A 26,039-nucleotide genomic window follows, 5' to 3' on the forward strand; every position below is an offset into this window, starting at 1 on the left:
AGCGATATATTACGTTATTAACTAAGCTATAGAGCAGGGGGGCGTATGCAAAACGACATACATAACGATGGTGATTTTCGCATCACACGGCCAGAACGGCTGGAGCGTCTTTATGGCGCGGTAGCGCCGCCCTCGACTCTCAAAGAGACGGAGTATATTCATCGGGCGTATCGGCCTTTTATCGAAGCCGCGCCTTTCGCGGTGCTGGCAACGGCGGGCAGCGCCGGGCTGGATGTCTCGCCGCGTGGCGATCCGGCCGGCTTTATTCATATCGAAGACAGCCGGACGCTGCTACTGCCCGACCGGCGGGGTAATAACCGCATCGACAGCCTGAGGAATATCCTGGAGGACCCGCGCGTCTCGTTGCTGTTCCTTATTCCCGGCATCGGCGAGACGCTGCGGGTAAACGGCAGCGCTGAAATCAGCATCGATCCCGCATTGCTGGCGCGTTTTGCCATGGCGGGCAACCTGCCGCGATCGGTACTGCGCATCAAGGTGGCAAGCGTGTTTTTCCAGTGTAGCCGCGCCATTATGCGCTCGCGCCTGTGGGATCCCGCCACGCAAATCGAGCGCGCCAGGTTGCCGAGCACCGGCAGCATTCTCAAGGCGATTTCCAACGACGCCATCGACGGGGACGCGTATGACCAGGCGTTGCCCGAGCGTTTAAAAACCACGCTGTATTAGCCAAGCCTGATCTGGCCTTGCGCATCGCATAAGCCCGGGGCTGCGCAAGCCGTTGTCCGGCAAATCCGCTAGGGTTAATTCGGGATACAGGGCACAATTCCATTTGCCGGCAAGCGCATACTGGTCTTAACCTCACAAAGATAAGGGTTAAGCATGAAAAAAATTCTCATATGCTGCGTTTCCGGCACGTCCTCTTCGGTACTGGCGCGCCGGATGCAGGCGCTCGCCGAGGCCAAAGGACTGGCTATCCAGGTAAGCTTTGTCGACCTGGAGCATATCGGCGACACCTGCGCCGACTATGATTGCCTGTTGCTGGGGCCGCATATCCAGTACAAGCTAAAAGAAATAACCAGCATCTATAACTCGCCGTCCAAGCCCGTCGCCATTATCCGCGGTATTGACTACGGCATGATGGACGTGGAAAAAATCCTGCGCGACGCCCTGGCGATGCTGGACGAATCGACGCCCGCATGAGATCCGGTCATTGATAGGGGGTTAACGCGATCAAATCGGTATCCCGCGGCAAAGGAATAGCACAGACGCGGGCGATCCGCGCCTGCGCCATTACCGGCTACAGCGCCGCTTTCACCTGGCCGACCCAGGCGGCTACCCGGTCGGCGCTAAGATCCGCTTGGTTATCCTGGTCCAGCGCCAGGCCGACAAATTCATCCCCTTCCAGCGCCGCCGACGAGCTGAAGACATAACCTTCCCGCGGCCAGGCGCCGATGACCCTGGCGCCCGCGTCAGAAACGATATCGTAAAGCTCGCCCATGGCGCTGACAAAGTTATCCGGATAGGCCTCCTGATCCCCCAGACCGAACAGCGCCACGGTTTTGTCGCTCAGGTCGGCCTGCGCCAGGGTATCGGCGAATTCCGCCCAGGATTCGCTCTGGCATTCCGCCTCCAGGCCCGGCAACTGGCCGTCGGCCAGCGTCGGCGTGCCGAGGATCAGCACCTGGTAGCCGAGCAACTCGTCGATGCTGGCGCGGTTAATGTTTTTCGGCTCATCCGCCTCGCCGTCAAAATGCTGGTGAATCAGCTTGGCGATCTTGCGGGTTTTGCCGGTGTCGGTACCAAAAAATATGCCGATATTAGCCATTAATATGCTCCCCAAAAGTTAACTTTGTCAGTAAATAGGATAGCCTGCGGGCAGGCTTGCCCGGGCGTCGTGCGGATGGCCTGCCGTCCGGTAAAACCTGGCCGGAAGCCGGCGCCGCCGGCCGGGAACGGCGCGTTGTCCCGGACGATGATCCCAGCCGGCGTTAATCCTGCTCATCTTCATCGTCGCCGCCGCCGCGCGCCACCGGCAAATAAATCTCGACCCGATCGCCTTCGCTTACCGGCGTATCCGGCGCGCACAGCCGGCCGTAAATGCCGGTGCGGTGCGTGTCCGGATCGAGATAAGGAAACAGATGCGGCAGCGGCGAGGCCAGTATGGCCTGGCGTACCGTGACCGGCGCGTCGAGCTTCATTTCGATGCAACGACCCTGAGCGCCGTTGACGTGGGCTACGGAAAATTTCATCAATGACAGCCCCCGCTGGGTTGACGGGCAAGTTTAACCGATGCGTTTTCCCGGCTGGTCAGGCGTTTTACCAGACGTATGCCGCTGAGCAGCATGCCCATCACCACAAACCCGCCGGGCGGCAACAGCATCAGCAAAAAGCCCCGGTAGCCGGGCAGCAGGTGCAGTTCGAGAAAATGGAAATGCGGGCCGAGCAGCAGGGCGGCGCCGCTGAACAGCGTGCCGCTGCCGAGGATTTCACGCACCGCGCCGACGCTGGTCAGCCCGAGGGTGAATCCCAGCCCGGTGGCCAGACCGTCCAGCGCCGCCGGAATGATTTTATTATGGGCGGCAAACGCTTCCGCCCGGCCCAGCAGGGCGCAGTTGGCCACGATCAGCGGAATAAACAGCCCCATCACCTTGTGCAGGTCGTGCATCCAGGCATTCATGGTCAGATCGAGAACGGTTACCAGCGACGCGATAATGGAAATGTAGACCGGGATACGGATCTGGTTGGGCGTGACCTTGCGCAGCAGAGATACGATAAAATTGGAGCAGGCCAGCACCAGGGCGGTCATCAGGCCCAGGCCCAGCCCGTTGGTGGCGGTAGTGGTAATGGCCATCAGCGGGCACAGCCCGAGGATTTGCACAAAGGTGACATTATTGGTCCACATGCCGGATTTCATGATATCCCGCAGCAGCGGCTGGCTGTTTTCACTCATTATTTGGCCCCTCCATTATCTGGCTTGTCCTGGCTACCCAAGAATTCCGCCTGTTTTTCCCGATACAACACCAGGTTTTCATGTACGCCCTTGACCACGGCGCGCGGCGTGATGGTGGCGCCGGTAAAGGCGTCGAACTGGCCGCCGTCCTTTTTGACATGCCACTGTTGCTCGCTAAGATTGTTCAGCGACTTGCCGTCAAAGCCGCGGATCCACGGGCTATGGCCCAGCTCGATGGCATCGCCCAGGCCCGGGGTTTCCTTATGGCTTATTACCCGCACGCCGGTGATCACGCCCTTGGCGTCGATACCGGTCAGCAGCTGGATCGGGCCGCCATAACCCTGGGTTTCGCTGGCCAGGACGATGCCGCTGGGCTGCCCGTTCAGGCTGGCGCGGAAAAAGCTTACCGTCCGGCCGTCGATAACGATGCTCCGCTGCGCATCCGCCAATGCGTTGTCGTAATGACCGGCGGGGAACACCTGCGACAGCATGGCCTGGGTATCTTCCTTTTCGCGCCGCACGATCTGTTCGTGGGTGAGCCACCAGCAGCCGGCTACCAGCAAACAGACGACCAGGGTAAAGGAGCCCAGTAGAAATCCCTGGGTAAACGGGCTTTCCCGCGCCGGCAGGTATTGCGCCGCCGCGCGGTTTAGCATATTGCTCATGATGACTTCTCCTTGCCGCCCACATAGCCATAGGCCTTCGGCTGGGTATAGTTGTCAATCAGCGGCGTGACCGCGTTGACCAGCAGCACCGCGAAGGCCATGCCCTCGGGAAAATTGCCGAAGGCGCGGATGCAATAGGTGATGAATCCAGCCAGCAGGCCGTAGATCAGCCGTCCGCGCACGCTGCCCGGGCCGGTGACCGGATCGGTGAGGATATAAAATGCCCCGAGCAGCAGTCCGCCGCTGGTCAACTGGGCCAGGGGCGGCACTATGCCCGCCGGCGCAATCAGCCAGTGGATCAGGCCGGGGACCAGGCATCCCAGCAGCGTGGCCACCGGGATATGCCAACTGAACACCCGCTGCTGGATAAGCCAAAGCCCGCCGAGCAACAGCAGGAGCGATGAGGTTTCGCCCAGGCTGCCGCTACGGTTGCCAAGCAGGTTGGACAGCAGTTCCAGCGGGGCGCGTCCGCTTTCTTTAAAGCCGCCCAGCAGGGTGGCGCCGGTGATGCCGTCCACGCCCAGGTGGTAAAAGGCGCCGTCGTAAAAGGCGGCGGGGCTGACCCAGCGGGTCATCTCCACCGGAAAGGCGATCAGCAACACCACCCGCGCCAGCATGGCCGGGTTAAACAGGTTTTGCCCCAGGCCGCCGTAGATATGCTTGCCGAAGACAATAGCCACCGCGCTGCCGAAAGCCCCCAGCCACAGCGGCGCATGGGGCGGCAGGCTCAGCGCCAGGAGTAGCGACGTCAGGATGGCCGCGCCGTCGAAGGTATGCCCCTGGGCCGCTGGATTGAGCTTCAGGCACAGGGCTTCACAGATAAGCGCGGTCAGCAGGCAGCAAAAAATCAGCAGGATCGACTGGGCGCCAAACTGTAAAAAGGCCAGGATCACCACCGGGAACAGGGAAATATTGACCCGATACATCAGCCGGTCGACGCTGAGCCCCTGGTGGGCATGTGGCGCGGTTAACATGGTGTTTCCTCCGAGGGCGGCGCGGCGCGCCTGGCGCGCCTGGCGGGTTTTGCCGCCTGGGCGGCCGCTTTTTCGGCGGCTTCCCGCGCCAGGCGTTCCTGGCGTTTGGCGCTGTTTAACCGGGTGCGCGCCAGCTTATCTTCCTGGCGCTTGATAAGACGTAGCTGCTGTTGGCCCCAGTCAAAAAACTGGGTCAACGGCAGCGCCGCCGGGCAGACGTAGGCGCAGGAGCCGCAGAGCAGGCAGGCGTTTAGCCCCTGCTGCCGGGCCTTGGCGAAACCGTCGTTTTTCAGTTCGGCAAATATGGCCTGGGGCGCCAGGCTCATCGGGCAGGCGTCCAGGCAACGGCCGCAGCGCAGGCAGGCGCTGGGCCGGGTCTGCGGCAGTTCGTCGCCGTTCAGCAGCAGCAGCCCGCTGGTGCCTTTGGTGATTGGCGTATCCAGCGACTCCACCGCCCGGCCCATCATCGGTCCGCCGAGCACCATGCGCGCCGGCTGGGATTTCAGGCCGCCGCACTGGCCGATAATGTCCTTGATCGGCGTGCCGATCGGCACCAGCAGGTTGGCCGGTTGTTCAATGGCGCGGCCGCTGACGGTGATCACCCGGTGGGTGACCGGCTTGCCGAAGCGAACGGCGTGAAAAATGGCGATGCAGGTGCCGACATTTTGCACCAGCACGCCCATTTCGGTGGAGCGGCGGTTTTGCGGAATTTGACGGCCGGTCACCGCTTCGATCATCTGTTTGGCCGAGCCGATGGGGTAGAGCGAGGGCAAAATCACCACCTCGATATGCTCTTCCTGCCGGCACAGCTCGTCCAGCCGGGCGATGGCCTCGGTTTTATTGTCCTCGATGCCGATATAGACCTGCTTGGCATGGGTTATGGCCTGCAGGTAACGGATGCCGCCGATGATGAATTCGGCCTGCTCGCGCATCAAACGATCGTCGGTGGTGAGATAAGGCTCGCATTCGCCGCCGTTGACGATCAGCGTTTCAATGGGGTGGCGCAGGCTCATGCGGATTTTGTCGGCGGCCGGGAACATGGCGCCGCCCATGCCGACAATGCCGGCCTGTTCAATCAGCGACAGCATGGCCTGCGTTTCATCCAGGCCATCGGCAGCCGTCAGGCGGGGCGCCGCCGGCTGGTCGACGGACACGTTGACGGTAATGGACCCCTGTTCGCCCTCAACGATCCGGGTCACCACTCCGGCCAGCGCGCTATGTACCGGCGCGGACATTCTTTCGCGCGCTCCGGCGATCTGCTGGCCTGCTGTGACACTGTCACCCAGGGCGACCAGCGGCACCGCCGCCGGCCCGGTATGCTGGCGCAGCGGGATAATCAGCTGGCGCGGCATGGCCAGCGGCCGGATGGCGATATCGCGGGTTAAGGATTTATGGCTATAAGGACGGATGCCGCCGTGGGGTTTTAACCTGGCGCTAAACATAAGATGCCTCCCGAACGTCAAAACGCGGTTTTGCGGCCGACGGGGTGAGCTGCGGGTCGGCCCGCAGCTCGATGGCCTGCTGCGGACAGATGGCGATACAGGCGGCGCAGCCGGTGCAATCATCGCCCAGGATGCCGTGCTGTTGCCGGGTCGCGCCGATAATAGCGTCAAAATTGCACTTTTTCTGGCAGCGGCCGCAGCCGTCGCAGGCCTGGGCATTAATCACCGCCACCTGCGGCACGCTTTCCTCGCCGTCGTCCGGCGGCAGATCCAGCAGCACGGCGATGCGTTTCGCCAGCGCCGCGCCGCCCGGGGTGCAGGCCCCGACCGGCGCTTCGCCGCGCACCATGGCGCCGGCGGCCTGGGCGCAGCCGGGAAAACCGCATTGGCCGCACTGGCCGTTGGGCAGCAGGGCGATGACCGCTTCGATACGCGGGTCTTTCTCCACCTTAAAATAGATGGCGGCATAACCCAGCAGGTAACCGATCAGGGTGCCGATGGCGGGAACCGCCAGCACCGGTAAGATAAAATCCACGGTTCTCTCCTTAGCCGGCCAGCCCGGCGAAGCCGGTGAACGCCAGCGCCAGTATGCCGGCGGTAATAAAGTTAATCGGCGCGCCGCGGAACACCAGCGGCGGGGACGCGTTGCCCTGGCGTTCGCGCAGGCCGGAGAAAATCACCATCACCAGCGAATATCCCAGCGACGAGCTGAAGCCGAACACCACGCTGTGGAGGAAACTCAGGTTGTCGTCCAGCACCAGCAGCGCCACGCCAAGCACCGCGCAGTTGGTGGTAATCAGCGGCAGGAAGATGCCCAGCGTACGGTACAGCGCCGGGCTTTGTTTGGCGATAAACAGTTCCAGCAGCTGTACCAGCGAGGCAATCACCATAATCAGCGACAGCAGCCGCAGGTATTCCATGCCCAGCGGCACCAGGATCCAGTGATAGATCACCCATCCCAGACCGGCGGAGAGGGTGATGACAAAAGTGGTCGCCATCGACATGCCCAACGCCGAATCGACTTTGTTGGTCACGCCCATAAAGGAACACAGGCCGAGGAAGCGCGCGAGCACGATGTTGTTCACCAGGCCGTTGGCCAACACTATCAACAATATTTCTTTCATTCGGGTCCCCGACGACGCAGCACATATTCATAGGGGTATTGCGAAAGCTGTGCCAATTCGTGCTGGACAAAAAATGCGCAAATACGGTGCAGGGAAGGGATCATTACGGCGCGCGCGGCCGCCGGCCGGGACCGCGCGCGCGGGCGGAAATGGTTTTTTATGCCCGAAAACCCCTGTCCAGATCAAGATTTTCGGCGGTTTTTCAACTTTAGGTACCAATCTTGCACAATTTATAGGGTTACCGCGGTTCATGCCATCCTGTCGGGAGATCAGACAAATTGTCGTGAATCGCACAGCATATTTCTATCCCGACCCGCAGGAGTTGTTATGCGCATTCCTTTATTTGATGATGCTTCGCTGATGGAACAAACCGCCTGCGCCCCGATGCCGTCGGCATTGCGTCCCGGGCTGTTTTACACGGCGGTGGAACAGTCGTCGGTGGCGATATCGATAACCGACCCCAACGCCCGCATCGTCTACACCAACCTGGCGTTCCGCCAGTTGACCGGGTATGGCGAGCCGGAACTGACCGGGACGAACCACAATATATTGTCCAGTCGCCAGACGCCGAAAAAACATTACCAGGAAATGTGGAGCACCATCACCCAGGGCCTGCCGTGGGTCGGGCAATTAATCAACCAGCGCAAGAACGGCAGCCTGTATCTGGCCGAGGTCAGCATATCGCCCATTTTCAGCGCCGACGGCCAAATCGAGCATTTCCTCGGCATGCATAAGGACATCTCGGACAGTTATGCCCTGATGCAGCGCCTGCGCAACCAGATGTCCCTGATCGCCGCAGTATTGAATAACGTGCCGGCGCCGGTGGTGGTGCTGGATGAACATGACCATATCGTGATGGACAACCTGGCCTATAAAACCCTGTGCGCCGACTACGGCGGCCGGGAACTGCTGGCGGAGATGGGTTATCCGGCCAATAAGGCGGGTCTGGCGGCCGGCGAGCGCGTGACCCTGGATATCGGCGGCGTTCAGCGGGTGTTCGGCCTGAATATCTGGCAGCTGGCGGAGGTGAATGAGGAGGTTAGCCGTTATTTCTCCGATGTCGCGCCGCCGCGCACCCTGGTAACGCTTATCGATGACAGCGAATCACAGCGACAGCGGGCGCAGCAGCGGCTGGAACGGCTTAAACACAAGCTGGTCTCCGGTAAGCTGCTGGCGGCGATCCGCGAATCCCTGGACGCGGCGATGGTACAGTTAAGCGGTCCGCTGAATATGCTGGCCGCCGCGCGCCGCCTCAGCCTCGACGGCGCCCTGCATCCGGGTCTGGACGCCGCCTGGCAGGAAGGCCAGCAGGCGCTGGCGCGGCTGCAGGCCTGCCGGCCTTCGCTGGAACAGGAAGAGAGCGATTTCTGGTCGATTGGCGATTTGCTTAAGGATTTGTCCGATCTCTACCAGCCGCGCGTTCGCGATCTGGGCGAGCTGCAATGGCGGTGCGAACCGGAAATGCTGCTGGGCTTCGGCCAGCGTCACCAGATTCTGGCGTCGCTTAGCCTGTGGCTGGATCGCTGCCTGATCCTGGCCAATGAGCGGCCGGCCTCTCCGCTTATCATTACCCTGCATGCCTACTCGCAGGATAACGCGTTCTTTTTTGCCCTGAGGGATAACCTGTCCCTGCATCCGGTCCACAACGCCGTGCCGACGCAAACCTTCACCATGCCGGGGCATGGCATGGAGCTGCGGCTGATACAAACCCTGATTGGCAACCATCAGGGCATGATTGATCTTCATACCCAAGCGGAGGGCGGCACGTTGTTAACCCTGCGCCTGCCTTTGCCCGCCAGGCTGTTCAGGCATCCGGTCATGACAGGAGAATCAGAATGAGTCAGCTTCCCACTACCGCCCAGGCTTCACGGCGTTTTGATCTTTCCCAACAGTTTACCGCCCTGCACAAGATAAGCGTGGCGCTCAGCCGCTCGCTGGATTTAGGCCAGACGCTGGAGGCCATGATCCAGGCCTTGTATGAGCACGCCTATATGCAGTACGGCATGGTTTGCCTGTTCGACAAAACCCGCAGCGCCCTGTTTATCGAAGCGCTGTACGGTGCCGACACCGAGGTGGTCAAGGGGTGTAAAAACGTCCGCTACCGTATCGGCGAAGGCATCCTGGGCACGGTGATGAGCCAGCAGCGTTCGCTGGTGCTGCCGCGCGTTTCCGACGATCCGCGCTTTCTTGACCGGCTGAACCTGTATGATTACGGCCTGCCGTTTATCTGCGTGCCGATCCCGGGACCGGACGGCGTGCCGCTGGGCGTGCTGGCGGCGCAGCCGATGGAGCTGCACGAGGATCGCCTGCCGGCCAGTACCCGTTTCCTGGAAATGGTGGCCAACCTGATCTGCCAGACCGTGCGGCTGGTCGGCCATATGAGCGTCGAAACCGAAGCCCTGCGCCAGGAACGCGATACCCTGCGGCGTAAGGTCAAGCATCAGTATGGTTTTGACAATATGGTCGGCAACAGCCAGCCGATGCGCCAGATCTTCGACGTGATCCGCCAGGTGTCCAAATGGGACACCACCGTGCTGGTGCGCGGCGAGAGCGGCACCGGCAAGGAGCTGATTGCCAACGCCATCCATTACAACTCGCCGCGCACGCTCGAGCCGTTCGTTAAGTTCAACTGCGCCGCGCTGCCGGACAACCTGCTCGAAAGCGAATTGTTCGGACATGAGAAGGGCGCGTTTACCGGGGCGGTGCGCCAGCGTAAAGGCCGGTTTGAGCTGGCCGACGGCGGCACGCTGTTCCTCGATGAAATTGGCGAAAGCAGCGCGTCGTTCCAGGCTAAGTTATTGCGTATCCTGCAGGAGGGCGAGATGGAGCGCGTGGGCGGCGACACCACGATTAAGGTCAATGTGCGCATCATCGCCGCCACCAATCGTAATCTGGAGGAAGAGGTCCGCGCCGGTCATTTCCGTGAAGATCTTTATTACCGGCTTAACGTGATGCCGATAAACCTGCCGCCGCTGCGCGAGCGCCAGGACGATATCGTCGGGCTGTCCCAGTTCCTTATCGCCAAGCTGGCGGCGAAACAGGGGCGTGAACTGCGCATCAGCGACGGCGCGCTGCGTTTATTGATGGGCTACAGCTGGCCGGGCAATGTGCGCGAGCTGGAGAATTGCCTGGAGCGCGCGTCGGTGATGTCGGAGGAGGGGCTTATCGATCGTGACGTGATCCTGTTCAACCACAGCGAGACGTCCGCCATGGCGCCACAGGGATTGCCGCGCGGCGTTGCGCCGCCGGCGCATCTGGACGCGCCCGGCGACAGCGATATGGACGATCGGCAAAAGCTTATCGCCGCGCTGGAAAAGTCCGGCTGGGTGCAGGCCAAGGCCGCGCGGCTGCTGGGCATGACCCCGCGCCAGGTGGCTTACCGCATCCAGATTTTAAATATCAATATGCATCGTTTGTAAGCGGTTTGGCGGTTAACCCGACGCAGGGCGCCGGGTTGATCCGCCGCGTTTACTGCTGCTTTGCGTGCCGGCGCCCGGCGGCCCACAGCGCGCGCTGTTCCGCGTTATGGAAGGTCCAGGCGATAAAGCGGCTGATTTTCTGCCCCTGCGCCATTTCCACGGTGCGCACGTCGGCGGCCCCGGCCTGCTTCAGCGCCTCATACAGCGGCGGCAGCGTGGTGTGTTTGGAAATCAGCGAGGTAAACCACAGGCAATTTTTACCTTTGCCAACGCTCTCCGTGACCATCTTGCCGACAAACGCCAGTTCACCGCCTTCGCACCACAGCTCGCTGCTCTTGCCGCCAAAGTTCTGCACCGGCTTATCGGCCACCTCGCCTTTGCCCAGCTTATGCAATTTACGCCGCGTGCTGGCGTTCGCCTCTTCCTCCGAGGCATGGAACGGCGGGTTGCACATGGTGGCGTCGAAACGCTCGGCGATGCCGATCATGCCGTTGAGAATGGCGCTGTCGTCCTTTTGCTGACGCAGGCGCACGCTGTTTTTCAGCGTCGGGTTCATCGCCACGATCGTTTTTGCCGCATTGAGCGACTGCGGGTCGTTTTCCGTGCCGGTGAAACGCCAGCCGTATTCGCGCTGGCCGATAATCGGATAAATGCAGTTGGCGCCGATACCGATATCCAGGATGGCCACGCCTTTGCCGGTGGGGATTTCCCCGCCGCTGCTTTCAGCCAGTAAATCGGCTAGGTAATGCAGGTAGTCCGCCCGGCCGGGGATCGGCGGGCAAAGATAATTGGCGGGAATATCCCAATGCTCGATGGCGTAATAGTGCTTCAGCAGCGCGCGGTTAAGCATTTTCACCGCATTGGGATCGGCGAAATCCACCGAAATATCGCCCCAGGAGTTGGGTTTGACAAAAGGCTCCAGGGCCGGGAGGCTGGTTATCAACGCGGTGAAATCATAGCGTGAACGATGGCGGTTGCGCGGATGCAGGTGATTTTTCTGCTGCGGGAAGGTCTTCTTTTTTTCCATCATAGGTTCCACCACGTATTTTCCATCCTTAAGCCGTCATTCTCTGACCGGCTTTTCCGGCGCTTAAGATAACACATAGCGGGCAAAAAAGGCCGATACACCTCGCATTGCCGGCGCGACGCCGTTAGCGCGCATGGCGCTGCTGCCCGGTCTTTATCAACGCGCGGGGCGGCAGTGGCTGGCGCTGTGGCGCGGCAATCGTCCCGCCGACGACAACGGCTTTACCCTGTATCGGCTTGCCCCGCGGGATGATGGCGCGGACGGCGCAACCGGCATCCGGACGTCGCCGCATCGGGCGTCCGGTAACACATTCCCAGGCAGCTAAGGCTTTGCCGACGGCCTCCCGGACGTTGTCACGCGTTGTCGGGTTTAAGACATTGTCGGGACCAGTCGTTGCCATGCGCCGGAGCAGAAAAAAACGCGCACAAATAACCCATTGTTAAATCGATGATTTGTGTCTTTTTTTATCCGGGCATGGCGATTGCAACAACCTGGCCTATGTCGTTTTGAATAAGGCGGTTTCCATGGCATCCTGTCATTCCTCATCAAGCAACAGCGGCTGCGGCTCCTCCAGCCCCGGCGTTTCCCTGACGCCGCTACAGGCGGACAAGGTGGCGCAGCATCCCTGCTATTCGCGTTTTGCCCATCACCGCTACGCCCGCATGCACCTGGCGGTGGCCCCGGCCTGCAACCTGCAATGCCATTATTGCAACCGCAAATACGACTGCAGCAACGAATCCCGCCCCGGCGTGGTATCGGAGGTCCTGTCTCCCGCCGAGGCTATCGCCAAGGCGCGCCATGTGGCGGCGGCGCTGCCACAGCTGTCGGTAATTGGCATCGCCGGTCCCGGCGATCCCCTGGCGAACATCGCCCGCACGTTTAAAACCCTCGAGGGACTGCGGCTGGCGCTGCCGGATATGAAACTGTGCCTGTCCACCAACGGCCTGGCGCTACCGGATGTGGTCGACCGGCTGGTGGATATCGGCGTCGATCACGTGACCGTCACGGTCAATGCGCTGGATGTGGATATCGCCACGCAGATCTATCCCTGGTTATGGTTTGACGGCGAGCGCCTGGAGGGACGGGAAGCGGCGGCCCTGCTGCTGGAACGCCAGCAGGAAGGCATCCGCCGGCTCACCGCGCGCGGCGTACTGGTGAAAATCAATTCGGTGCTGATCCCGGGCATCAACGACCGGCATTTACCGGCGGTCAGCGAAAAAGTGCGGGAATGGGGCGCGTTCCTGCACAACGTGATGCCGCTGATTTCCCAGCCGGAGCATGGCACGGTATACGGCCTGCGCGGCCAGCCGGAGCCTACCGCCGGGGAAGTGGACGAGGTGCGCAGGTTATGCGGCGGATCCATGCAGCAAATGGCGCATTGCCAGCAGTGTCGCGCCGATGCCATCGGCATGCTCGGCGAAGACCGCAGCCAGAGTTTCCCGATGTCGGCAATACCGCGAAATGCCGGATCCTACCTGCCGGTGATGCGCCGACGCGCGCAAATCCAGGCCGGTATCGCCTCGCAAGGAGAATCGGAGTCTCCGGATGCCTGCCTGGTGGCGGTGGCGACCTCCCATGGGGCGGCAATCGATGAGCATTTCGGCCATGCGCGGCGCTTCCAGATTTACAGCGTATCCGCCGCCGGCGTGATCCCCATCGGCGAAAGGTTTACCCCGCCGTTTTGCACCGGTAAAACCGACTGCGACGACGAGGCGCTCCAGCCGGAGCTGCGCCTGGACGCCGTGGTGGACCTGCTGGCCGACGTGGCGGCGGTATTTTGCGCCCGCATCGGCATGGGACCCTGGCAGCGCCTGGAACAGGCCGGTATTGAACCCTGCGTCGGCGGCGCGTGGCAGCCTGTCGCCGCCACGCTCGGCCAGTGGTGGCGGCAGCGCGGCAAGGAGACGGACGCCGTCGCAACCGGGCAGGGGCCGGCCATCAAGGGGGTGGCCTGATGGGAGCCTGTCCCGCCAATAAACTGCCCGGCGCTCCGCCGGACATCTGGCTGCGCCGGCTGCTGGCCAACCATCTGGCGGGCGGCGCGCGTTTTCCCGCCGCCATGGGGCTGCCGCCCGGGCAGTACCGGGAACTGGCGCGTCGGCTACGGCTGGATCCTGGTCCCCGCAGCGCGGTATTGCAACAACAGGACGCGCTGCTCGCCCTGCTCGCGCGTACCCGCCAGCCGGAATGCCGGGCGCTTGGCGACTGGCTGGCGCAATATATGTGCGCCGGCGCCGAACCGCTCAACCGGCTGATTGCCGCCGCGTCCCTGGGGTTTAATCATTTATGGCAGGATTTGGGATTGGCGTCGCGCGGCGAGCTGCGCGAGCTGATGCAGGCATGCTTTCCCGAACTGGTGGTGATGAACCAGGGGAATATGCGCTGGAAAAAGTTTTTTTACCGCCAGGTATGTCTGGCGGAGACCGGCGAGGTGACCTGCCGATCCCCGAGCTGCGACAGCTGCTGCGAACGCGAAAGCTGCTTTGCCCCCGAGGACTGAGCAAACGACGCGCCGGAACGCTGTTTTGCTCCCGACGACCGATCGGGCAACGCGCCGATAACAGCCAGGTTGCCCCCAGGCGGGGTAGCGCCCCGGCGCCGGAACGCCGATTGCCCGCGCCGCTGCGGGGCAACCGCGGGCGATAACCGGCAGCCACGGCCTAGCGGGGCTGCTGGCCCCAGGTTAACAGGGCGGACACCAGCGAGCGCAGCGCCTGCTGCAGCTGTCCGGCGCGCTCCGGCAGGTAGTCGAACGGCTGCCGCTCGCTCATATAATTGCACTGGGCCAGTTCCAACTGCACCGCATGCTGGCGGGCATGGGGCTGGCCGTAGGCGCGGGTAATATATCCGCCCTTGAAGCGGCCGTTAATCACGTGGGTGAACGGCTGCTGCCGGCAAAACTCGGCCAGCGTTTCGCTCAGGGACGGCGCGCAGCTCAGTCCGTCGTTGGTGCCGAAATTCAAATCGGGCAGGGTGCCGTCAAACAGCCGCGGGATAACCGAGGCGATGGAGTGGGCGTCCAGCAATAGCGCATACTCATGCCGCGCCTTGATCTCGCTCAGGCAGTCCTGCAGCTTGCGATGGTACGGGTGCCAAATCTCGTCAAGATAACGCCGGCGTTCGGCCTTGTCCGGCGTGGCGCCCGGTTTGAACACCGGCGTGCCGTCGAACAGCGTTTCGGGATACAGACCCGTGGTGGCGGTGGTATACAACGGCTGGTCGTCGGCGGGCCGGTTAAGATCGATAACCATGCGCGAGTAGGTGCCGATAAGAATATGCGCGCCCAACGCGCGGGCAAAATCATACAGGCGGGGGATATGCCAATCGGTATCTCCCAGCGGCCGGGCGGCGTCGCTCAATCCGTCCTCCACCGCGGGCGTCAGCCGGGTGCCGGCATGGGGAATGCTCAACAACAAGGGAATGGTGCCGGCTTCGTAGGTATAAGGTTCGGTAAGATTCATAGGGTGCCCTCCTGATAAGTCCTGAGAATAACGTCTTACGCGCGGCGTACGCCGCGGTAAATAACGGTGCCGGCAAGCTGCCCGCCCAGCCAGTAAGCCAATTCCGCCGGATGCGCCACCGGCCAGTGGACAAAATCGGCCATCTTGCCGGCTTCCAGCGTGCCGATAGATGCGGATAATCCCAGCGCCCGCGCCGCGTTAATCGTCACGCCGGCCAGCGCCTCTTCGGGTGTCATGCGAAACAGGGTACAGGCCATGTTCAGCATCAGGCGCAAGGAACAGGCGGGCGAGGTGCCGGGGTTGATGTCGCTGGCCAGCGCCAGCGCCACGCCGTGGCGGCGAAACAGCTCCACCGGCGGCAGCTGGGTTTCCCGCAGCATATAGCAGGCCCCCGGCAGTAACACCGCCACGGTGCCGGATTGCGCCATGGCGTGGGCGTCGGCGTCGGTGGCATATTCAAGATGATCCGCCGACAGCGCGCCATAACGCGCGGCAAGGGTGCTGCCGCCCAGGGACGAGAGCTGTTCGGCGTGCAGTTTTACCGGCAGGCCCGCCAGAACGGCGGCATCGAATACCCGGGAAATCTGCGCCGGGGAGAAGGCCAGATGCTCGCAAAAGCCGTCCACCGCGTCGGCCAGCCCCAGCGCCGCCACTTCGGGGATCCAGCTTTCGCAGATAAGCGTAATGTAGTCGTCGGCCCGTCCGCGGTATTCCGGCGGCAGGGCGTGGGCCGCCAGCAGCGTGGTCCTGACCTGCACCGGATAGGCCTGCGCGATGCGCCGGGCGACGCGCAGCATCTTTATCTCGCTTTCAAGGGTCAGGCCGTAACCGGATTTTATCTCGATGCACGTGACGCCGTCGGCCATCAGCATCGCCAGACGGGCCTCAGCCGCGGCCATCAGCTCATCCTCGGACGCGTTGCGGGTGGCGTTGACGGTGGACAGGATTCCACCGCCGGCGGCCGCAATCTCCGCATAGCTGACCCCGTTGAGCCGCTGCTCGAATTCATGGCTGCGATTGCCGCCGAACACCAGATGGGTATGGCAATCGACCAATCCGGGCGTGATGATGCCGCCGCCAAAATCGAATTGAGCCGTCACGTCCGCCGGCGGCAAGGCGCCGCGCGGACCGACCCAGGCGATGCGATCGCCCCTGACGGCAATCGCGCCGTCCCTGATGATGTCATAGCGGCCGTTGCGCAGAGTGGCTATGTCGGCGCCCGACCAGACGGCGTCGAATTGTTCCGTTACCGGCATGGGTTGCTCTCCCGATAGGTTCATAAAAACATTAAGCAATAAAGCTGCCAAAAAGCTGATAGCGCGTGCCTGGATACAGTAGGCGCGCCGAGGTCACCACCAGTTTGCCGAACCAGGTGCGCCGGTGAATCAGCAGGCAGGGTTCATTTTCCGCCAACTGGAGCAGCTCGCGCTCCCGGCTGCTGGCCCATACCGCTTCCACCCGGTGCTCGCCGGCGGTAAGCGGCGCGGCCTGCGTCAGGTAATAATACGGCGTGATCCGGTTAAAATCCTGCCGCAGGTAGTCAGGCGCGGTCAGGGGGTTGACGCAGCGGTCTTCCAACTGCACGGCAATATCGTTTTCATAATGCACGATCATCGAATGGAACAGCTGTTGTCCGGGCTGGATGCCCAGCGACAGCGCTTCCTCGCCGGTGGCCTGGCGCGCTTCGAGGGCCAGCAGCACGCTGCTGTGACGGTGGCCGCGCGCGGCGATTTCATCGGCGATGTTGCGCACCTCAAGCATGGCGGTCTGCGGCTTCAGCTCGGCGACAAAGGTGCCGACGCCCTGCATGCGCACCAGGTAGCCCTCGCCGGTCAGTTCGCGCAGCGCCCGGTTGATGGTCATCCGGCTGACGCCCAGTTCGGCCACCAGCTCGCTTTCCGACGGGATGCGCCGGTGAGGCTCCCAGGCCCCGGAGCGTATCTGCTGCACGATAGCCTGCTTGACCCGCTGGTAAATGGGGGCCGGGGTATCGCTCATGATGGCGGACAGTTGCGCCGCGGACTGTAGTTCATGTAGTTCAGACACGTTTCCGACCTCTGCTGGCAGGGATAATGACAAAACAGTTTACTGTTCAATTCAGCGTATGTATATGTATAGACAAGTGGATAAGCATTTCGTCTGGATAGGCCCTCCACCCCCCTAACATTAATCGGAAACCGCTATGCCTCTCTATATTGTCCCCAGAGCGCCGTTGGCGTTCACCCGTGTCCGGCGCCCATTGCGGCAGGAGGCTCCATGAACCGCCCGGTCAGGTTTTCATTCGACACGCTGCCCGTCTCCCGCTGGCGCAATGGCGGCGGCGAAACGCGGGAAATTATCAGCTGGCCGGGTCCGGACGCCGCCGCCGATGCCCGCGTTCCGGCGGAGCCGGCGGTGGCGTTTGCCTGGCGCGCCAGTATCGCTACCATCGACCGGGATGGGGCGTTTTCGTCGTTTCCCGGCGTGGATCGGATCATCGCGCTGCTGGAGGGCGATGGGGTGACGTTGCATAACGCGTCGGGCCAGTCCCATGATTTGACCCGGCCGGGCGCGCCCCACGCTTTTGCCGGCGAGGAAGCGATTAGCGCCGCCCTGGCCGGCGCCTCAAGCCGCGATTTTAATATCATGACCCGGCGCCGGGACTGGCGGGCGCGGGTAGAGCGCCTTACCGGCGAACACCTGCTGCCCGCCGGGCGCGACGGCGTGATCTATATCCTGTCGGGCCGGTGGCAGATGGACGACGGAACGCCGCTGGCGGCGCGGGAAGGGGCGTGGTGGCACCAGCTCGGCGCGCCGGCTCGCCTGTGGCCGGCCGGCGGCGGCGTGGCGCTGTGGGCTGATATCGCGCAGCGGTAACGATTCTGCCGGCGTTTGCATGATTTTGGTGCGTGACGCGCCAAAATGAATCACCGCCTGCGGCACAGGCCATGGCCCTTGCCCCCTTAACGCGACGCTTAACGCGAATTAACCAACCGCGGGCAATATGGCACAGGCTTTGCTTAGTTCTTGCCTGATTAAAGCGTCTTGTATAGACAAGCTTATACAGTGGTTCGCCGCGACGATCGGCACCTGTACCGATTGCGATTAAGGTCTTTTGCCGGTTTTTACCGTCAATTCTTCAGGAGTGGGATATGAGCATTGTCAGCACCTCTTTACGTCGCTTTCAACCGTTGACGTCGGCCCTCGCCCTGGCGCTGGGACTGGCCGGCGTTTTGCCGGCGATGGCGGCGGATACGCCGGTGGCCATCGGCATTTCCGGCTGGACCGGTTTTGCGCCGTTAACCCTGGCCGACAAGGCGGGGATATTTAAACGCCACGGGCTGGATGTATCGGTCAAGATGATCCCGCAAAAAGACCGGCACCTGGCCATTGCCTCCGGCGACATACAGTGCGCCGCCACCACGGTTGAAACCTACATTTCCTGGAACGCCAGCGGCGTGCCCATCACCCAGATTGTCCAGCTCGATAAATCCTACGGCGCCGATGGCCTGGTGGCGCGCAACGGCATAGACAGCATCAAGGCGTTGAAAGGCAAGACCATCAGCGTCGACGCGCCCGGCACCTCGCCCTATTTTGCCCTGGCCTGGATGCTGGATAAGAACGGCATGAGCCTGAAGGACGTCAAGACCACCACGCTCTCGCCCGAAGCCGCCGCCCATTCGTTTATCGCCGGCAGCAACGATGCCGCCATGACCTATGAGCCTTATCTTTCCTCGGTACGGCAAAGCCCGGATAAAGGCAAGATCCTGGCCACCACGCTCGATTATCCGATGGTCATGGATACCCTGGGCTGTACCCCCGCATTTCTCAGGCAGCATCCCCAAGCCGCCAAGGCGCTGGTCGACAGCTACTTCGACGCCCTGGATATGATCAGGGCGCAGCCGGATAAATCCAATGAAATCATGGGCGCGGCGGTGAAGTCTTCCGGCAGGGAATTTGCCGAGTCGGCCAGCTACCTGCGCTGGCAGGATCGGGCGCAGAACCGCCAGTTCTTTAACGGCGAAATCGACAGTTTTAGCCATGAGGCGGCCCAACTGCTGCTACAGATGAAGGTAATACGCAAGATCCCCGATATCAAGACGCTCTATGATGCCAGCTACGTTAATCAATAAGGTTGAGCATGATGTCTGTTGAAAAGGACGCGCCGGCGCATGCCGCCGGCCAACCGGCGCCGCTGCCACCGGCGGGAAAAGTGCGGCATAACCCGTTGATGGTGCCGCTGCGTCCGGTGTCATTCGGGCAGCGCTGGTTTCTCGGCGTCGGCTTTTTTATCCTGTTTTTCGCCTTTTGGGCCTTGGCCACCTTTGCCGGCTGGGTATCGCCGACCTTCCTGGCCGACCCGCTAACCATGGTGCGCGAAGGCTACCTGCTGTTCACCGAATACAATTTTTCGCTGGATATCGGCATGACGGTGATGCGCGTGCTGGGCGGTTTTATCCTGGCGGCGGTGCTGGCGGTGCCGCTCGGCATTATGATGGGGTCGTATAAGCTGGTGGAAGCCTTTCTCGAGCCTTTCGTCTCGTTTTGTCGTTACCTGCCCGCGTCGGCGTTTATCCCGCTGCTGATCCTGTGGGCCGGTATCGGTGAAATGCAAAAAATCCTGGTGATTTTTATCGGCTCGTTCTTCCAGATTGTGCTGATGATAGCGGTCACGGTCGGCGCGGCCAGGCGCGACCTGGTGGAGGCGGCCTATACGCTGGGCGCCTCGAACCGCAGTATAGTCCGGCGGGTGCTGATCCCCGGCGCGGCGCCGGAGATAGCGGAGCTGCTGCGCCTGGTGCTGGGCTGGGCCTGGACCTACGTGATCGTGGCCGAGCTTATCGGCTCCTCCAGCGGCATCGGCCATATGATCGTCGACAGCCAGGCGCTGCTGAATACCGGGCAGATTATTTTCGGCATTATCGTGATCGGCTGTATCGGACTGATCTCGGATTTCCTGTTCAAGGCGGTCAACCGCCGTCTGTTTGCCTGGAGCATGGCGTCATGAACCACAGCAAGCTTGCCATCCGTCAGGTATCGCGCATTTTCGGCGGACCGAAAGGTCAGCAGACCCAGGCGCTGCTGCCCATCGACTACCTGGTGGAGGAAAATGATTTTATTACCATCCTCGGCCCGTCGGGCTGTGGTAAATCCACCCTGTTGCGCATTATCGCCGGCCTCGACCGGCCCACATCCGGGGAAGTATGGCTGGACGGGGGCCTGATTGATGGCCCGGGCGCCGATCGGGGCATGGTGTTCCAGAGCTATACCCTGTTTCCCTGGCTGACGGTGGCGCAGAATATTTGCTTTGGCCTGCGCGAGCGCGGCCTGAGCCTTAGCGTGCAGCAGGAGCGCTGCGATTATTTTATCAACCAGGTGGGACTGCGCGGCTTTGAGCAGCATTTCCCGCGCCAGCTGTCCGGCGGCATGCAGCAACGCACCGCCATCGCCCGCGCCCTGGCCAACGATCCCAAGGTGTTATTGATGGACGAGCCGTTCGGCGCGCTGGATAACCAGACCCGGGTGCTGATGCAGGAGCTGTTGCTGAAAATCTGGGAATCGTCACGCAAAACGGTGCTGTTTGTCACGCATGATATCGACGAGGCCATTTTTATGGCTAATAAAGTCGCCATCTTCAGCGCCAGGCCCGGACGGATCAAAAGCGAGGTGGCGGTAAGTTTTCCGCATCCGCGCGACTATACCTTAAAGACCACGCCGGAATTTATGGCGCTGAAGGCGCGCGTCACCGAGGAAATACGCGGCGAAACGCTGCAAAGCATGGCCCTTTGAACACCGGACCGGCCCGATAGGTTTTAGCGCAGCGGGTATTGATTACGGGCCGCAACTGCGAGGGTAACGGCGCAATCCAGAGATGCGCCTTACCGTTGGTTTTACTTGTATAGACAGGAATAGATTATGTCATCTTCTGTAACATCTTTACGCCCATACCGTCTGGTGCCGGGCGAAGTGGACCTGGCGACGCTGCGGGCCATCTATCATGGCGAGCTGGCGCTGTCCCTGGATCCAGGGGCTTTTGCCGCCATTAACGCGGCGCAGCATACGGTGGAGCGTATCCTCTCCACCGGCGAGGTGGTCTACGGCATCAACACCGGTTTCGGCAAGCTGGCGCAAACCCGCATTCCCGCCGAACGGCTGGCCGAGCTGCAGCGCAACCTGGTGTTGTCGCACAGCGTCGGCACCGGCGCGTTGCTTGAGGACAATGTGACGCGGCTGATCATGGCCTGCAAGGTGATAAGCCTGGCACGCGGCCATTCCGGCATCCGGTTATCGGTGGTGGAAGCCTTGCTGTCGCTGTACAACGCCGGCGTCATGCCGTGCATCCCGGCCAAAGGATCGGTGGGCGCCTCCGGCGATCTGGCGCCGCTGGCGCATTTATCCCTGATGCTGATAGGCGAAGGGCAGGTACGGGTCAAGGGTGAGTTGATCAGCGCGGTGGAGGGGCTGCGGCTTGCCGGCTTAAGCCCCATCGAGCTGGCGCCGAAAGAAGGGCTGGCGCTGCTCAACGGCACCCAGGTGTCCACGTCGCTGGCGCTGGCCGGCCTGTTTGGCGCCGAACGATCCTTTGCCGCCGGGCTGGTGGCGGGCGCCCTGACCCTGGAAGCCATCAAAGGCTCGGTGAAACCCTTCGATGCCCGAATTCACCGGGCGCGCGGCCAGGCGGGACAGATTGCGGTGGCGCAGGCGGTGTCGACGCTGCTGGACGGCAGCGAGATCGTGGTCTCCCATGCCAACTGCGGTCGGGTGCAGGATCCGTATTCCATCCGCTGCGTACCGCAGGTGATGGGCGCCTGCCTGGACAACCTGACCTATGCCGCGCGGACCCTGCAAATCGAGGCCAACGCCGCTTCTGATAATCCGCTGGTCTTTACCGATAGCGGCGAAGTGATTTCCGGTGGTAATTTCCATGCCGAGCCGGTGGCGTTCGCCGCCGATATCATCGCGCTGGCTATCGCGGAAATTGGCGCGATTTCAGAACGCCGCCTGGCGCTGCTGCTTGATACCGGCCTATCGGGCCTGCCGCCGTTCCTGATCAACGAAGGCGGTGTGAACTCGGGATTTATGATAGCCCAGGTCACCGCCGCGGCGCTGGCCTCGGAGAATAAATCCCTGGCCCATCCGGCCAGCGTCGACAGCCTGCCGACCTCGGCCAACCAGGAGGACCATGTGTCGATGGCGACCTTTGCCGCCCGCCGCCTGGGCGATATGTGCTTCAACACCTCGGTGGTGGTGGGCATAGAAGCCATGGCCGCCGCCCAGGGTATTGATTTTAACCGGCCGCTTGCCAGCTCTGCGGCGCTCGAGCAACAGCTTGCGGCCATTCGCGACCGCGTCGCCTTTTTGGCCAGCGACCGGCTGCTGGCGCCGGATATCGAAGCGATGCGTCTGTGGGTCGCCGAATTCAGCCTGCCGCCGGAAGTGCAATCTCTACTACCCAGCTATGCGTCAACGCGCTAAGGATTAAGGAATCCGTAATGAAAAACGATTTTAGCAATGCCGTTTCCCGACCGGTCAGCGCGCCGCGCGGCGCCGAACTGACCTGCAAAAACTGGCTGATTGAAGCGCCATACCGCATGATCCAAAACAATCTGGATCCGGACGTCGCCGAGCGTCCGGACGATTTGGTGGTCTACGGCGGCATCGGCAAGGCGGCGCGCAACTGGCCCTGCTTCGAGGCCATACTGCAAAGCCTGCGCGACCTGGAGGAAGACGAGACCCTGCTGGTGCAATCCGGTAAACCGGTCGGCGTGTTCCGCACCCATGCGGACGCGCCGCGCGTGATGATCGCCAACTCCAACCTGGTGCCGCACTGGGCGACGTGGGAGCATTTCCACGAGCTGGACCGGGCCGGTTTGATGATGTACGGGCAAATGACCGCCGGCTCCTGGATTTACATCGGCGCCCAGGGCATCGTGCAGGGCACCTTCGAAACCTTTGCCGAGGCGGGCCGCCAGCATTACGGCAACGATCTGAAGGGCAAATGGATCCTCACCGCCGGCCTGGGCGGCATGGGCGGCGCGCAGCCGCTGGCGGGCGTGCTGGCCGGCGCCAGCGTGCTGGCCATCGAATGCCAGGAGTCGCGCATTGATTTTCGCCTGCGCACCCGCTACCTGGACCGCAAGGCCTATACTATCGACGAAGCGTTGGCGATGATTGAGGACGCCCACGCCAAAGGCGAGGCCATTTCCGTCGGACTGCTGGGCAATGCGGCGCAGATCATGCCTTTGCTTGCCGAACGCGCCGCCGCCGGCGGCGCACGTCCGCATATCGTCACCGACCAGACCTCCGCCCATGACCCGCTGAACGGCTACCTGCCCGCCGGCTGGAGCCTTGAGCAATGGAATCAGGCTAAAACAGAAGACCCGCAAAGCGTTATCAGCGCCGCCAGGGCGTCGATGGCGGCGCACGTCAAGGCCATGCTGGCGTTCCATGAGATGGGCGTGCCGACGGTGGACTACGGTAACAATATTCGCCAGGTGGCGCTGGAGGAGGGCGTGTCGAACGCGTTTGACTTCCCGGGGTTTGTCCCCGCCTATATCCGCCCGCTGTTTTGCGAAGGCAAAGGGCCGTTCCGTTGGGTAGCGCTGTCGGGGGATCCGGAAGATATCTACAAGACCGACGCCAAACTCAAGGAACTGTTCCCGGATAACCGGCTGCTGCACAACTGGCTGGACATGGCGCAGGAGCGCATCGCCTTCCAGGGCCTGCCTGCGCGCATCTGCTGGCTGGGGCTGGGCGAGCGTCACCTTGCCGGACTGGCGTTTAACGAAATGGTCCGCACCGGCGAGCTGAAGGCGCCCATCGTTATCGGTCGCGACCATCTGGACTGCGGTTCGGTCGCCTCGCCCAACCGTGAAACCGAATCCATGAAAGACGGCTCGGACGCGGTCTCCGACTGGCCGCTGCTGAACGCCTTGCTCAGCACCGCGGGCGGCGCCACCTGGGTCAGCCTGCACCACGGCGGCGGCGTGGGCATGGGCTTTTCCCAGCATGCGGGCATGGTTATCGTCTGCGATGGCACGGAAAAGGCCGACCAACGTCTGGCGCGGGTGTTATGGAACGACCCGGCCACCGGCGTGATGCGCCATGCCGACGCCGGTTATCCGGAGGCAATCGCCTGCGCGGAAAAATACGGCCTGAAGCTGCCGATGATCCGCTAAACGCCCTGTGGTGGGAACGGCCGTGAAGCACCATTATCATGGCCGTTCATCGCCATTGTTTTTACGCGGCCGCCGCCGCGCTTTTTTTCCCTTTGCGCGAAAATAATGTCACCGACAAAATAATCAACGCGGCGCCGGCGAACATGCGTAGCGTCGGCCGCTCGTTGAACAATCCCCAGGCAAACAAAATGGCGTAGACCGGCTCCAGGGCGAAAAACACCGCCGCGGCGCGCGCCTTGACGAAACGCAGGCTGGTGACCATCAGGCTGTGCGCCACCCCGGTACAAAATATGCCCAGCAGCGCCAGGTAAAACCAGTCGCCGGCGGACGCCAGCGCCAGCTCATGGAAAGCGAAAGGCAGCATCAGCAGGCTGATGACGACGTTTTGGCATAACGCCGCCTGCACCGGCCTGATGCTCACGGCGGTAACACGGTTGCAGATAATCAGCAGCGCCAGCAGCGCCCCGGACAAAATTCCCCATAAAAAGCCCCGGGTATTGCCGCTGCCCAGATCAAATGACGGACAGACCATTATCAGGCCAAGGCAAATCAGGGCAATCAGCATCACTTCGGGCAGCGAAATCCGCTCGCGAAACCCAAGGCTCTCAAACAGGGTGGTAAAGGCGGGAAAACTGGCGAACCCCAGCGTGGCGATCGCCACGCCCGCGGCTTTAACCGAGATAAAAAAGGTCAGCCAGTGTCCGGCCAGGATCACGCTGGCGCCAATTACCACCAGGGCGCTTTTACGGCTGATGCGTTCCCAGCGAAAGCCGCGGAGGCCCAGCATCAGCAGCGATAGCGCCAGCACGGCGAACAGGGCGCGGCCAAATACGATGGCGGCCGGCGAGATGGCAATAACTTTGCCCAGGATGCCGGAAAGGCCAAAAAAGAATGCCGCGATGTTCAGCGAGACGAGAGCGTGGCGTTTGTTCATTAAGCGAACCGGGATATAAAAAGGCGAATAGCGTCTATGCTGCCTGTCAGCCGCCTGTTTTAACAGCTTTTAATGTGTAGATTTCATTCTATTCGCCTATGGCCGAATTTATCGTGCCGGCGTATCCCCGCCTGCTATTCTTTTAACCAATGCGGGACGAAAATAACAACATGTCCGGCAACGAACGGTCGGCGGCGTTTTCTACCCGCTGGCCGGCGGGTTATCACGGGGGGGCGATGAATCAGTTAGTGCTGGAACAGATCTACCGCAAAATCGATCCCAATGGCTGGCGGCGGATCTTTATCGTGGGGGATTTGCATGGCTGTTACGATCTGCTGCTCGCTAAACTGGCGCGGCAAGGGTTTGATCGCTCGGCCGATCTGCTGATCTCGGTGGGCGATCTGATCGATCGCGGCGCGCAAAATCTCCAGTGTCTTGAACTGCTCGAACAATCCTGGTTTTGCGCGGTGCGCGGCAACCATGAACAGATGGCGATGGATGCCTTATCCTCCAGCGACGAGGGACTTTGGCTGGCCAACGGCGGTCAATGGTTTTTGCGCCTGGACGACGAACAGCGGCGGCGGGCGGCGGCGCTGATTGAACGCTGCGCCGGCCTGCCGCTGATTATCGATATCGAGATGCCGCGGCGTCATGTCGTGGTGGCGCACGCGGATTATCCCCTGGACAGCTATCGCTACGGGCAAGCCGTCGATCCGGAACTGGTGGTATGGAGCCGCCAGCGCATCAATCGCAATCAGCGCGGGCGCGGGGCGCCCATCACCGGCGCGTCGCACTTCTTTTTCGGTCATACGCCCCTCGAACGCGTCAGGCATTTCTACAACCAGTTTTATATCGATACCGGGGCGGTGTTCGGCGGCGCGTTAACACTGGTCGAGTTAACGGCCCTGCCGTTCTAGTACCGGGGCC

At 61.9% G+C, this 26,039-nt stretch carries 27 protein-coding genes; 13 read left to right on the forward strand and 14 right to left on the reverse strand.

The window, feature by feature from the left end:
• The first annotated feature begins 45 nt into the window (after positions 1 to 45).
• The gene (locus GRH90_RS09400) at positions 46 to 684 is read left to right on the forward strand and encodes a pyridoxamine 5'-phosphate oxidase family protein (protein ID WP_162365691.1); all 639 of its coding nucleotides are present in this window, start codon (positions 46 to 48) and stop codon (positions 682 to 684) included.
• Between the two features lie 153 nt (positions 685 to 837).
• Positions 838 to 1,158: a PTS sugar transporter subunit IIB gene (locus GRH90_RS09405; RefSeq protein ID WP_162365692.1), complete on the forward strand. Its 321-nt coding sequence runs from the start codon at positions 838 to 840 to the stop codon at positions 1,156 to 1,158.
• A gap of 97 nt (positions 1,159 to 1,255) precedes the next feature.
• On the opposite strand, the gene GRH90_RS09410 is transcribed toward GRH90_RS09405, so the two are convergent.
• From GRH90_RS09410 to rsxA, 8 genes are all read right to left on the reverse strand, one after another.
• Positions 1,256 to 1,783: a flavodoxin gene (locus GRH90_RS09410; protein WP_162365693.1), complete on the reverse strand. Its 528-nt coding sequence runs from the start codon at positions 1,781 to 1,783 to the stop codon at positions 1,256 to 1,258.
• A 163-nt stretch (positions 1,784 to 1,946) separates the two neighbouring features.
• Positions 1,947 to 2,207, reverse strand: coding sequence for an RnfH family protein (locus GRH90_RS09415; RefSeq protein ID WP_162365694.1), 261 nt, complete (start codon positions 2,205 to 2,207; stop codon positions 1,947 to 1,949).
• Entirely contained in the window at positions 2,207 to 2,908 is a 702-nt protein-coding gene (locus tag GRH90_RS09420; RefSeq protein ID WP_162365695.1) for an electron transport complex subunit E, read from the reverse strand. Before GRH90_RS09420 ends, GRH90_RS09415 begins: the two co-directional genes overlap by 1 nt.
• Positions 2,908 to 3,573: an electron transport complex subunit RsxG gene (gene rsxG, locus GRH90_RS09425; RefSeq protein ID WP_218586233.1), complete on the reverse strand. Its 666-nt coding sequence runs from the start codon at positions 3,571 to 3,573 to the stop codon at positions 2,908 to 2,910. The genes GRH90_RS09420 and rsxG overlap by 1 nt, the downstream gene beginning before the upstream one ends.
• Positions 3,570 to 4,547, reverse strand: a complete 978-nt coding sequence (locus tag GRH90_RS09430) for an RnfABCDGE type electron transport complex subunit D (protein WP_162365696.1) — start codon at positions 4,545 to 4,547, stop codon at positions 3,570 to 3,572. The genes rsxG and GRH90_RS09430 overlap by 4 nt, the downstream gene beginning before the upstream one ends.
• On the reverse strand, positions 4,541 to 5,989 hold the full coding sequence (rsxC, locus tag GRH90_RS09435) for an electron transport complex subunit RsxC (RefSeq protein WP_162365697.1): 1,449 nt from the start codon (positions 5,987 to 5,989) through the stop codon (positions 4,541 to 4,543). The genes GRH90_RS09430 and rsxC overlap by 7 nt, the downstream gene beginning before the upstream one ends.
• Positions 5,982 to 6,524, reverse strand: coding sequence for an RnfABCDGE type electron transport complex subunit B (locus tag GRH90_RS09440; protein ID WP_162365698.1), 543 nt, complete (start codon positions 6,522 to 6,524; stop codon positions 5,982 to 5,984). Before GRH90_RS09440 ends, rsxC begins: the two co-directional genes overlap by 8 nt.
• Before the next feature lie 10 nt (positions 6,525 to 6,534).
• On the reverse strand, positions 6,535 to 7,113 hold the full coding sequence (gene rsxA / locus GRH90_RS09445; protein WP_162365699.1) for an electron transport complex subunit RsxA: 579 nt from the start codon (positions 7,111 to 7,113) through the stop codon (positions 6,535 to 6,537).
• 327 nt (positions 7,114 to 7,440) lie between these two features.
• Here rsxA and GRH90_RS09450 point away from each other — a divergent pair, with 327 nt between their 5' ends.
• A complete protein-coding gene (locus GRH90_RS09450; protein WP_162365700.1) occupies positions 7,441 to 8,952 on the forward strand; it encodes a PAS domain S-box protein in 1,512 nt (503 codons plus the stop codon).
• Entirely contained in the window at positions 8,949 to 10,532 is a 1,584-nt protein-coding gene (nifA, locus tag GRH90_RS09455) for a nif-specific transcriptional activator NifA (RefSeq protein ID WP_162365701.1), read from the forward strand. The genes GRH90_RS09450 and nifA overlap by 4 nt, the downstream gene beginning before the upstream one ends.
• A gap of 49 nt (positions 10,533 to 10,581) precedes the next feature.
• Here the strand turns inward: nifA and rlmF are convergent, their stop codons facing one another.
• The gene (gene rlmF, locus GRH90_RS09460) at positions 10,582 to 11,559 is read right to left on the reverse strand and encodes a 23S rRNA (adenine(1618)-N(6))-methyltransferase RlmF (protein ID WP_162365922.1); all 978 of its coding nucleotides are present in this window, start codon (positions 11,557 to 11,559) and stop codon (positions 10,582 to 10,584) included.
• Positions 11,560 to 11,683: 124 nt separating this feature from the next.
• A complete protein-coding gene (locus tag GRH90_RS09465; RefSeq protein WP_162365702.1) occupies positions 11,684 to 11,851 on the reverse strand; it encodes a hypothetical protein in 168 nt (55 codons plus the stop codon).
• A 232-nt stretch (positions 11,852 to 12,083) separates the two neighbouring features.
• On the opposite strand from GRH90_RS09465, the gene nifB reads away from it, so the two are divergent.
• On the forward strand, positions 12,084 to 13,514 hold the full coding sequence (gene nifB, locus GRH90_RS09470) for a nitrogenase cofactor biosynthesis protein NifB (RefSeq protein WP_162365703.1): 1,431 nt from the start codon (positions 12,084 to 12,086) through the stop codon (positions 13,512 to 13,514).
• Positions 13,514 to 14,059: a nitrogen fixation protein NifQ gene (locus GRH90_RS09475; RefSeq protein ID WP_162365704.1), complete on the forward strand. Its 546-nt coding sequence runs from the start codon at positions 13,514 to 13,516 to the stop codon at positions 14,057 to 14,059. Before nifB ends, GRH90_RS09475 begins: the two co-directional genes overlap by 1 nt.
• A 160-nt stretch (positions 14,060 to 14,219) precedes the next feature.
• Here the strand turns inward: GRH90_RS09475 and hutG are convergent, their stop codons facing one another.
• Genes hutG through hutC form a run of 3 tightly spaced genes read right to left on the reverse strand, consistent with a single transcriptional unit; the run spans position 14,220 to position 17,018 of the window.
• Complete coding sequence (hutG, locus tag GRH90_RS09480; RefSeq protein WP_162365705.1) at positions 14,220 to 15,020, reverse strand: N-formylglutamate deformylase; 801 nt, start codon at positions 15,018 to 15,020, stop codon at positions 14,220 to 14,222.
• 35 nt (positions 15,021 to 15,055) lie between these two features.
• Positions 15,056 to 16,276 (reverse strand): imidazolonepropionase, encoded by a 1,221-nt coding sequence (gene hutI / locus GRH90_RS09485; RefSeq protein WP_162365706.1) that lies wholly within the window; start codon positions 16,274 to 16,276, stop codon positions 15,056 to 15,058.
• A 31-nt stretch (positions 16,277 to 16,307) separates the two neighbouring features.
• Positions 16,308 to 17,018, reverse strand: coding sequence for a histidine utilization transcriptional repressor HutC (gene hutC, locus GRH90_RS09490; protein WP_162365923.1), 711 nt, complete (start codon positions 17,016 to 17,018; stop codon positions 16,308 to 16,310).
• Positions 17,019 to 17,276: 258 nt separating this feature from the next.
• Between hutC and GRH90_RS09495 the strand changes: the two genes are divergently transcribed.
• From GRH90_RS09495 to hutU, 6 genes are all read left to right on the forward strand, one after another.
• Positions 17,277 to 17,876 (forward strand): HutD/Ves family protein, encoded by a 600-nt coding sequence (locus GRH90_RS09495; RefSeq protein WP_162365707.1) that lies wholly within the window; start codon positions 17,277 to 17,279, stop codon positions 17,874 to 17,876.
• A gap of 365 nt (positions 17,877 to 18,241) precedes the next feature.
• On the forward strand, positions 18,242 to 19,132 hold the full coding sequence (locus tag GRH90_RS09500) for an ABC transporter substrate-binding protein (protein ID WP_246235972.1): 891 nt from the start codon (positions 18,242 to 18,244) through the stop codon (positions 19,130 to 19,132).
• Between the two features lie 98 nt (positions 19,133 to 19,230).
• A complete protein-coding gene (locus GRH90_RS09505; protein ID WP_162365924.1) occupies positions 19,231 to 20,007 on the forward strand; it encodes an ABC transporter permease in 777 nt (258 codons plus the stop codon).
• Positions 20,004 to 20,789 (forward strand): ABC transporter ATP-binding protein, encoded by a 786-nt coding sequence (locus GRH90_RS09510; protein ID WP_162365709.1) that lies wholly within the window; start codon positions 20,004 to 20,006, stop codon positions 20,787 to 20,789. The genes GRH90_RS09505 and GRH90_RS09510 overlap by 4 nt, the downstream gene beginning before the upstream one ends.
• A 126-nt stretch (positions 20,790 to 20,915) precedes the next feature.
• The gene (gene hutH / locus GRH90_RS09515) at positions 20,916 to 22,475 is read left to right on the forward strand and encodes a histidine ammonia-lyase (RefSeq protein ID WP_162365710.1); all 1,560 of its coding nucleotides are present in this window, start codon (positions 20,916 to 20,918) and stop codon (positions 22,473 to 22,475) included.
• A gap of 17 nt (positions 22,476 to 22,492) precedes the next feature.
• Positions 22,493 to 24,178, forward strand: a complete 1,686-nt coding sequence (hutU, locus tag GRH90_RS09520; protein WP_162365711.1) for a urocanate hydratase — start codon at positions 22,493 to 22,495, stop codon at positions 24,176 to 24,178.
• 61 nt (positions 24,179 to 24,239) lie between these two features.
• Here hutU and GRH90_RS09525 read toward each other — a convergent pair whose 3' ends face one another.
• Positions 24,240 to 25,112, reverse strand: a complete 873-nt coding sequence (locus GRH90_RS09525) for a DMT family transporter (protein ID WP_162365712.1) — start codon at positions 25,110 to 25,112, stop codon at positions 24,240 to 24,242.
• A gap of 260 nt (positions 25,113 to 25,372) precedes the next feature.
• Between GRH90_RS09525 and GRH90_RS09530 the strand changes: the two genes are divergently transcribed.
• On the forward strand, positions 25,373 to 26,029 hold the full coding sequence (locus tag GRH90_RS09530) for a metallophosphoesterase (RefSeq protein ID WP_162365925.1): 657 nt from the start codon (positions 25,373 to 25,375) through the stop codon (positions 26,027 to 26,029).
• The last annotated feature ends 10 nt before the right edge of the window (positions 26,030 to 26,039 follow it).

It is taken from the genome of Acerihabitans arboris, from assembly GCF_010131535.1.
Taxonomy (GTDB): Bacteria; Pseudomonadota; Gammaproteobacteria; order Enterobacterales; family Enterobacteriaceae; genus Acerihabitans; species Acerihabitans arboris.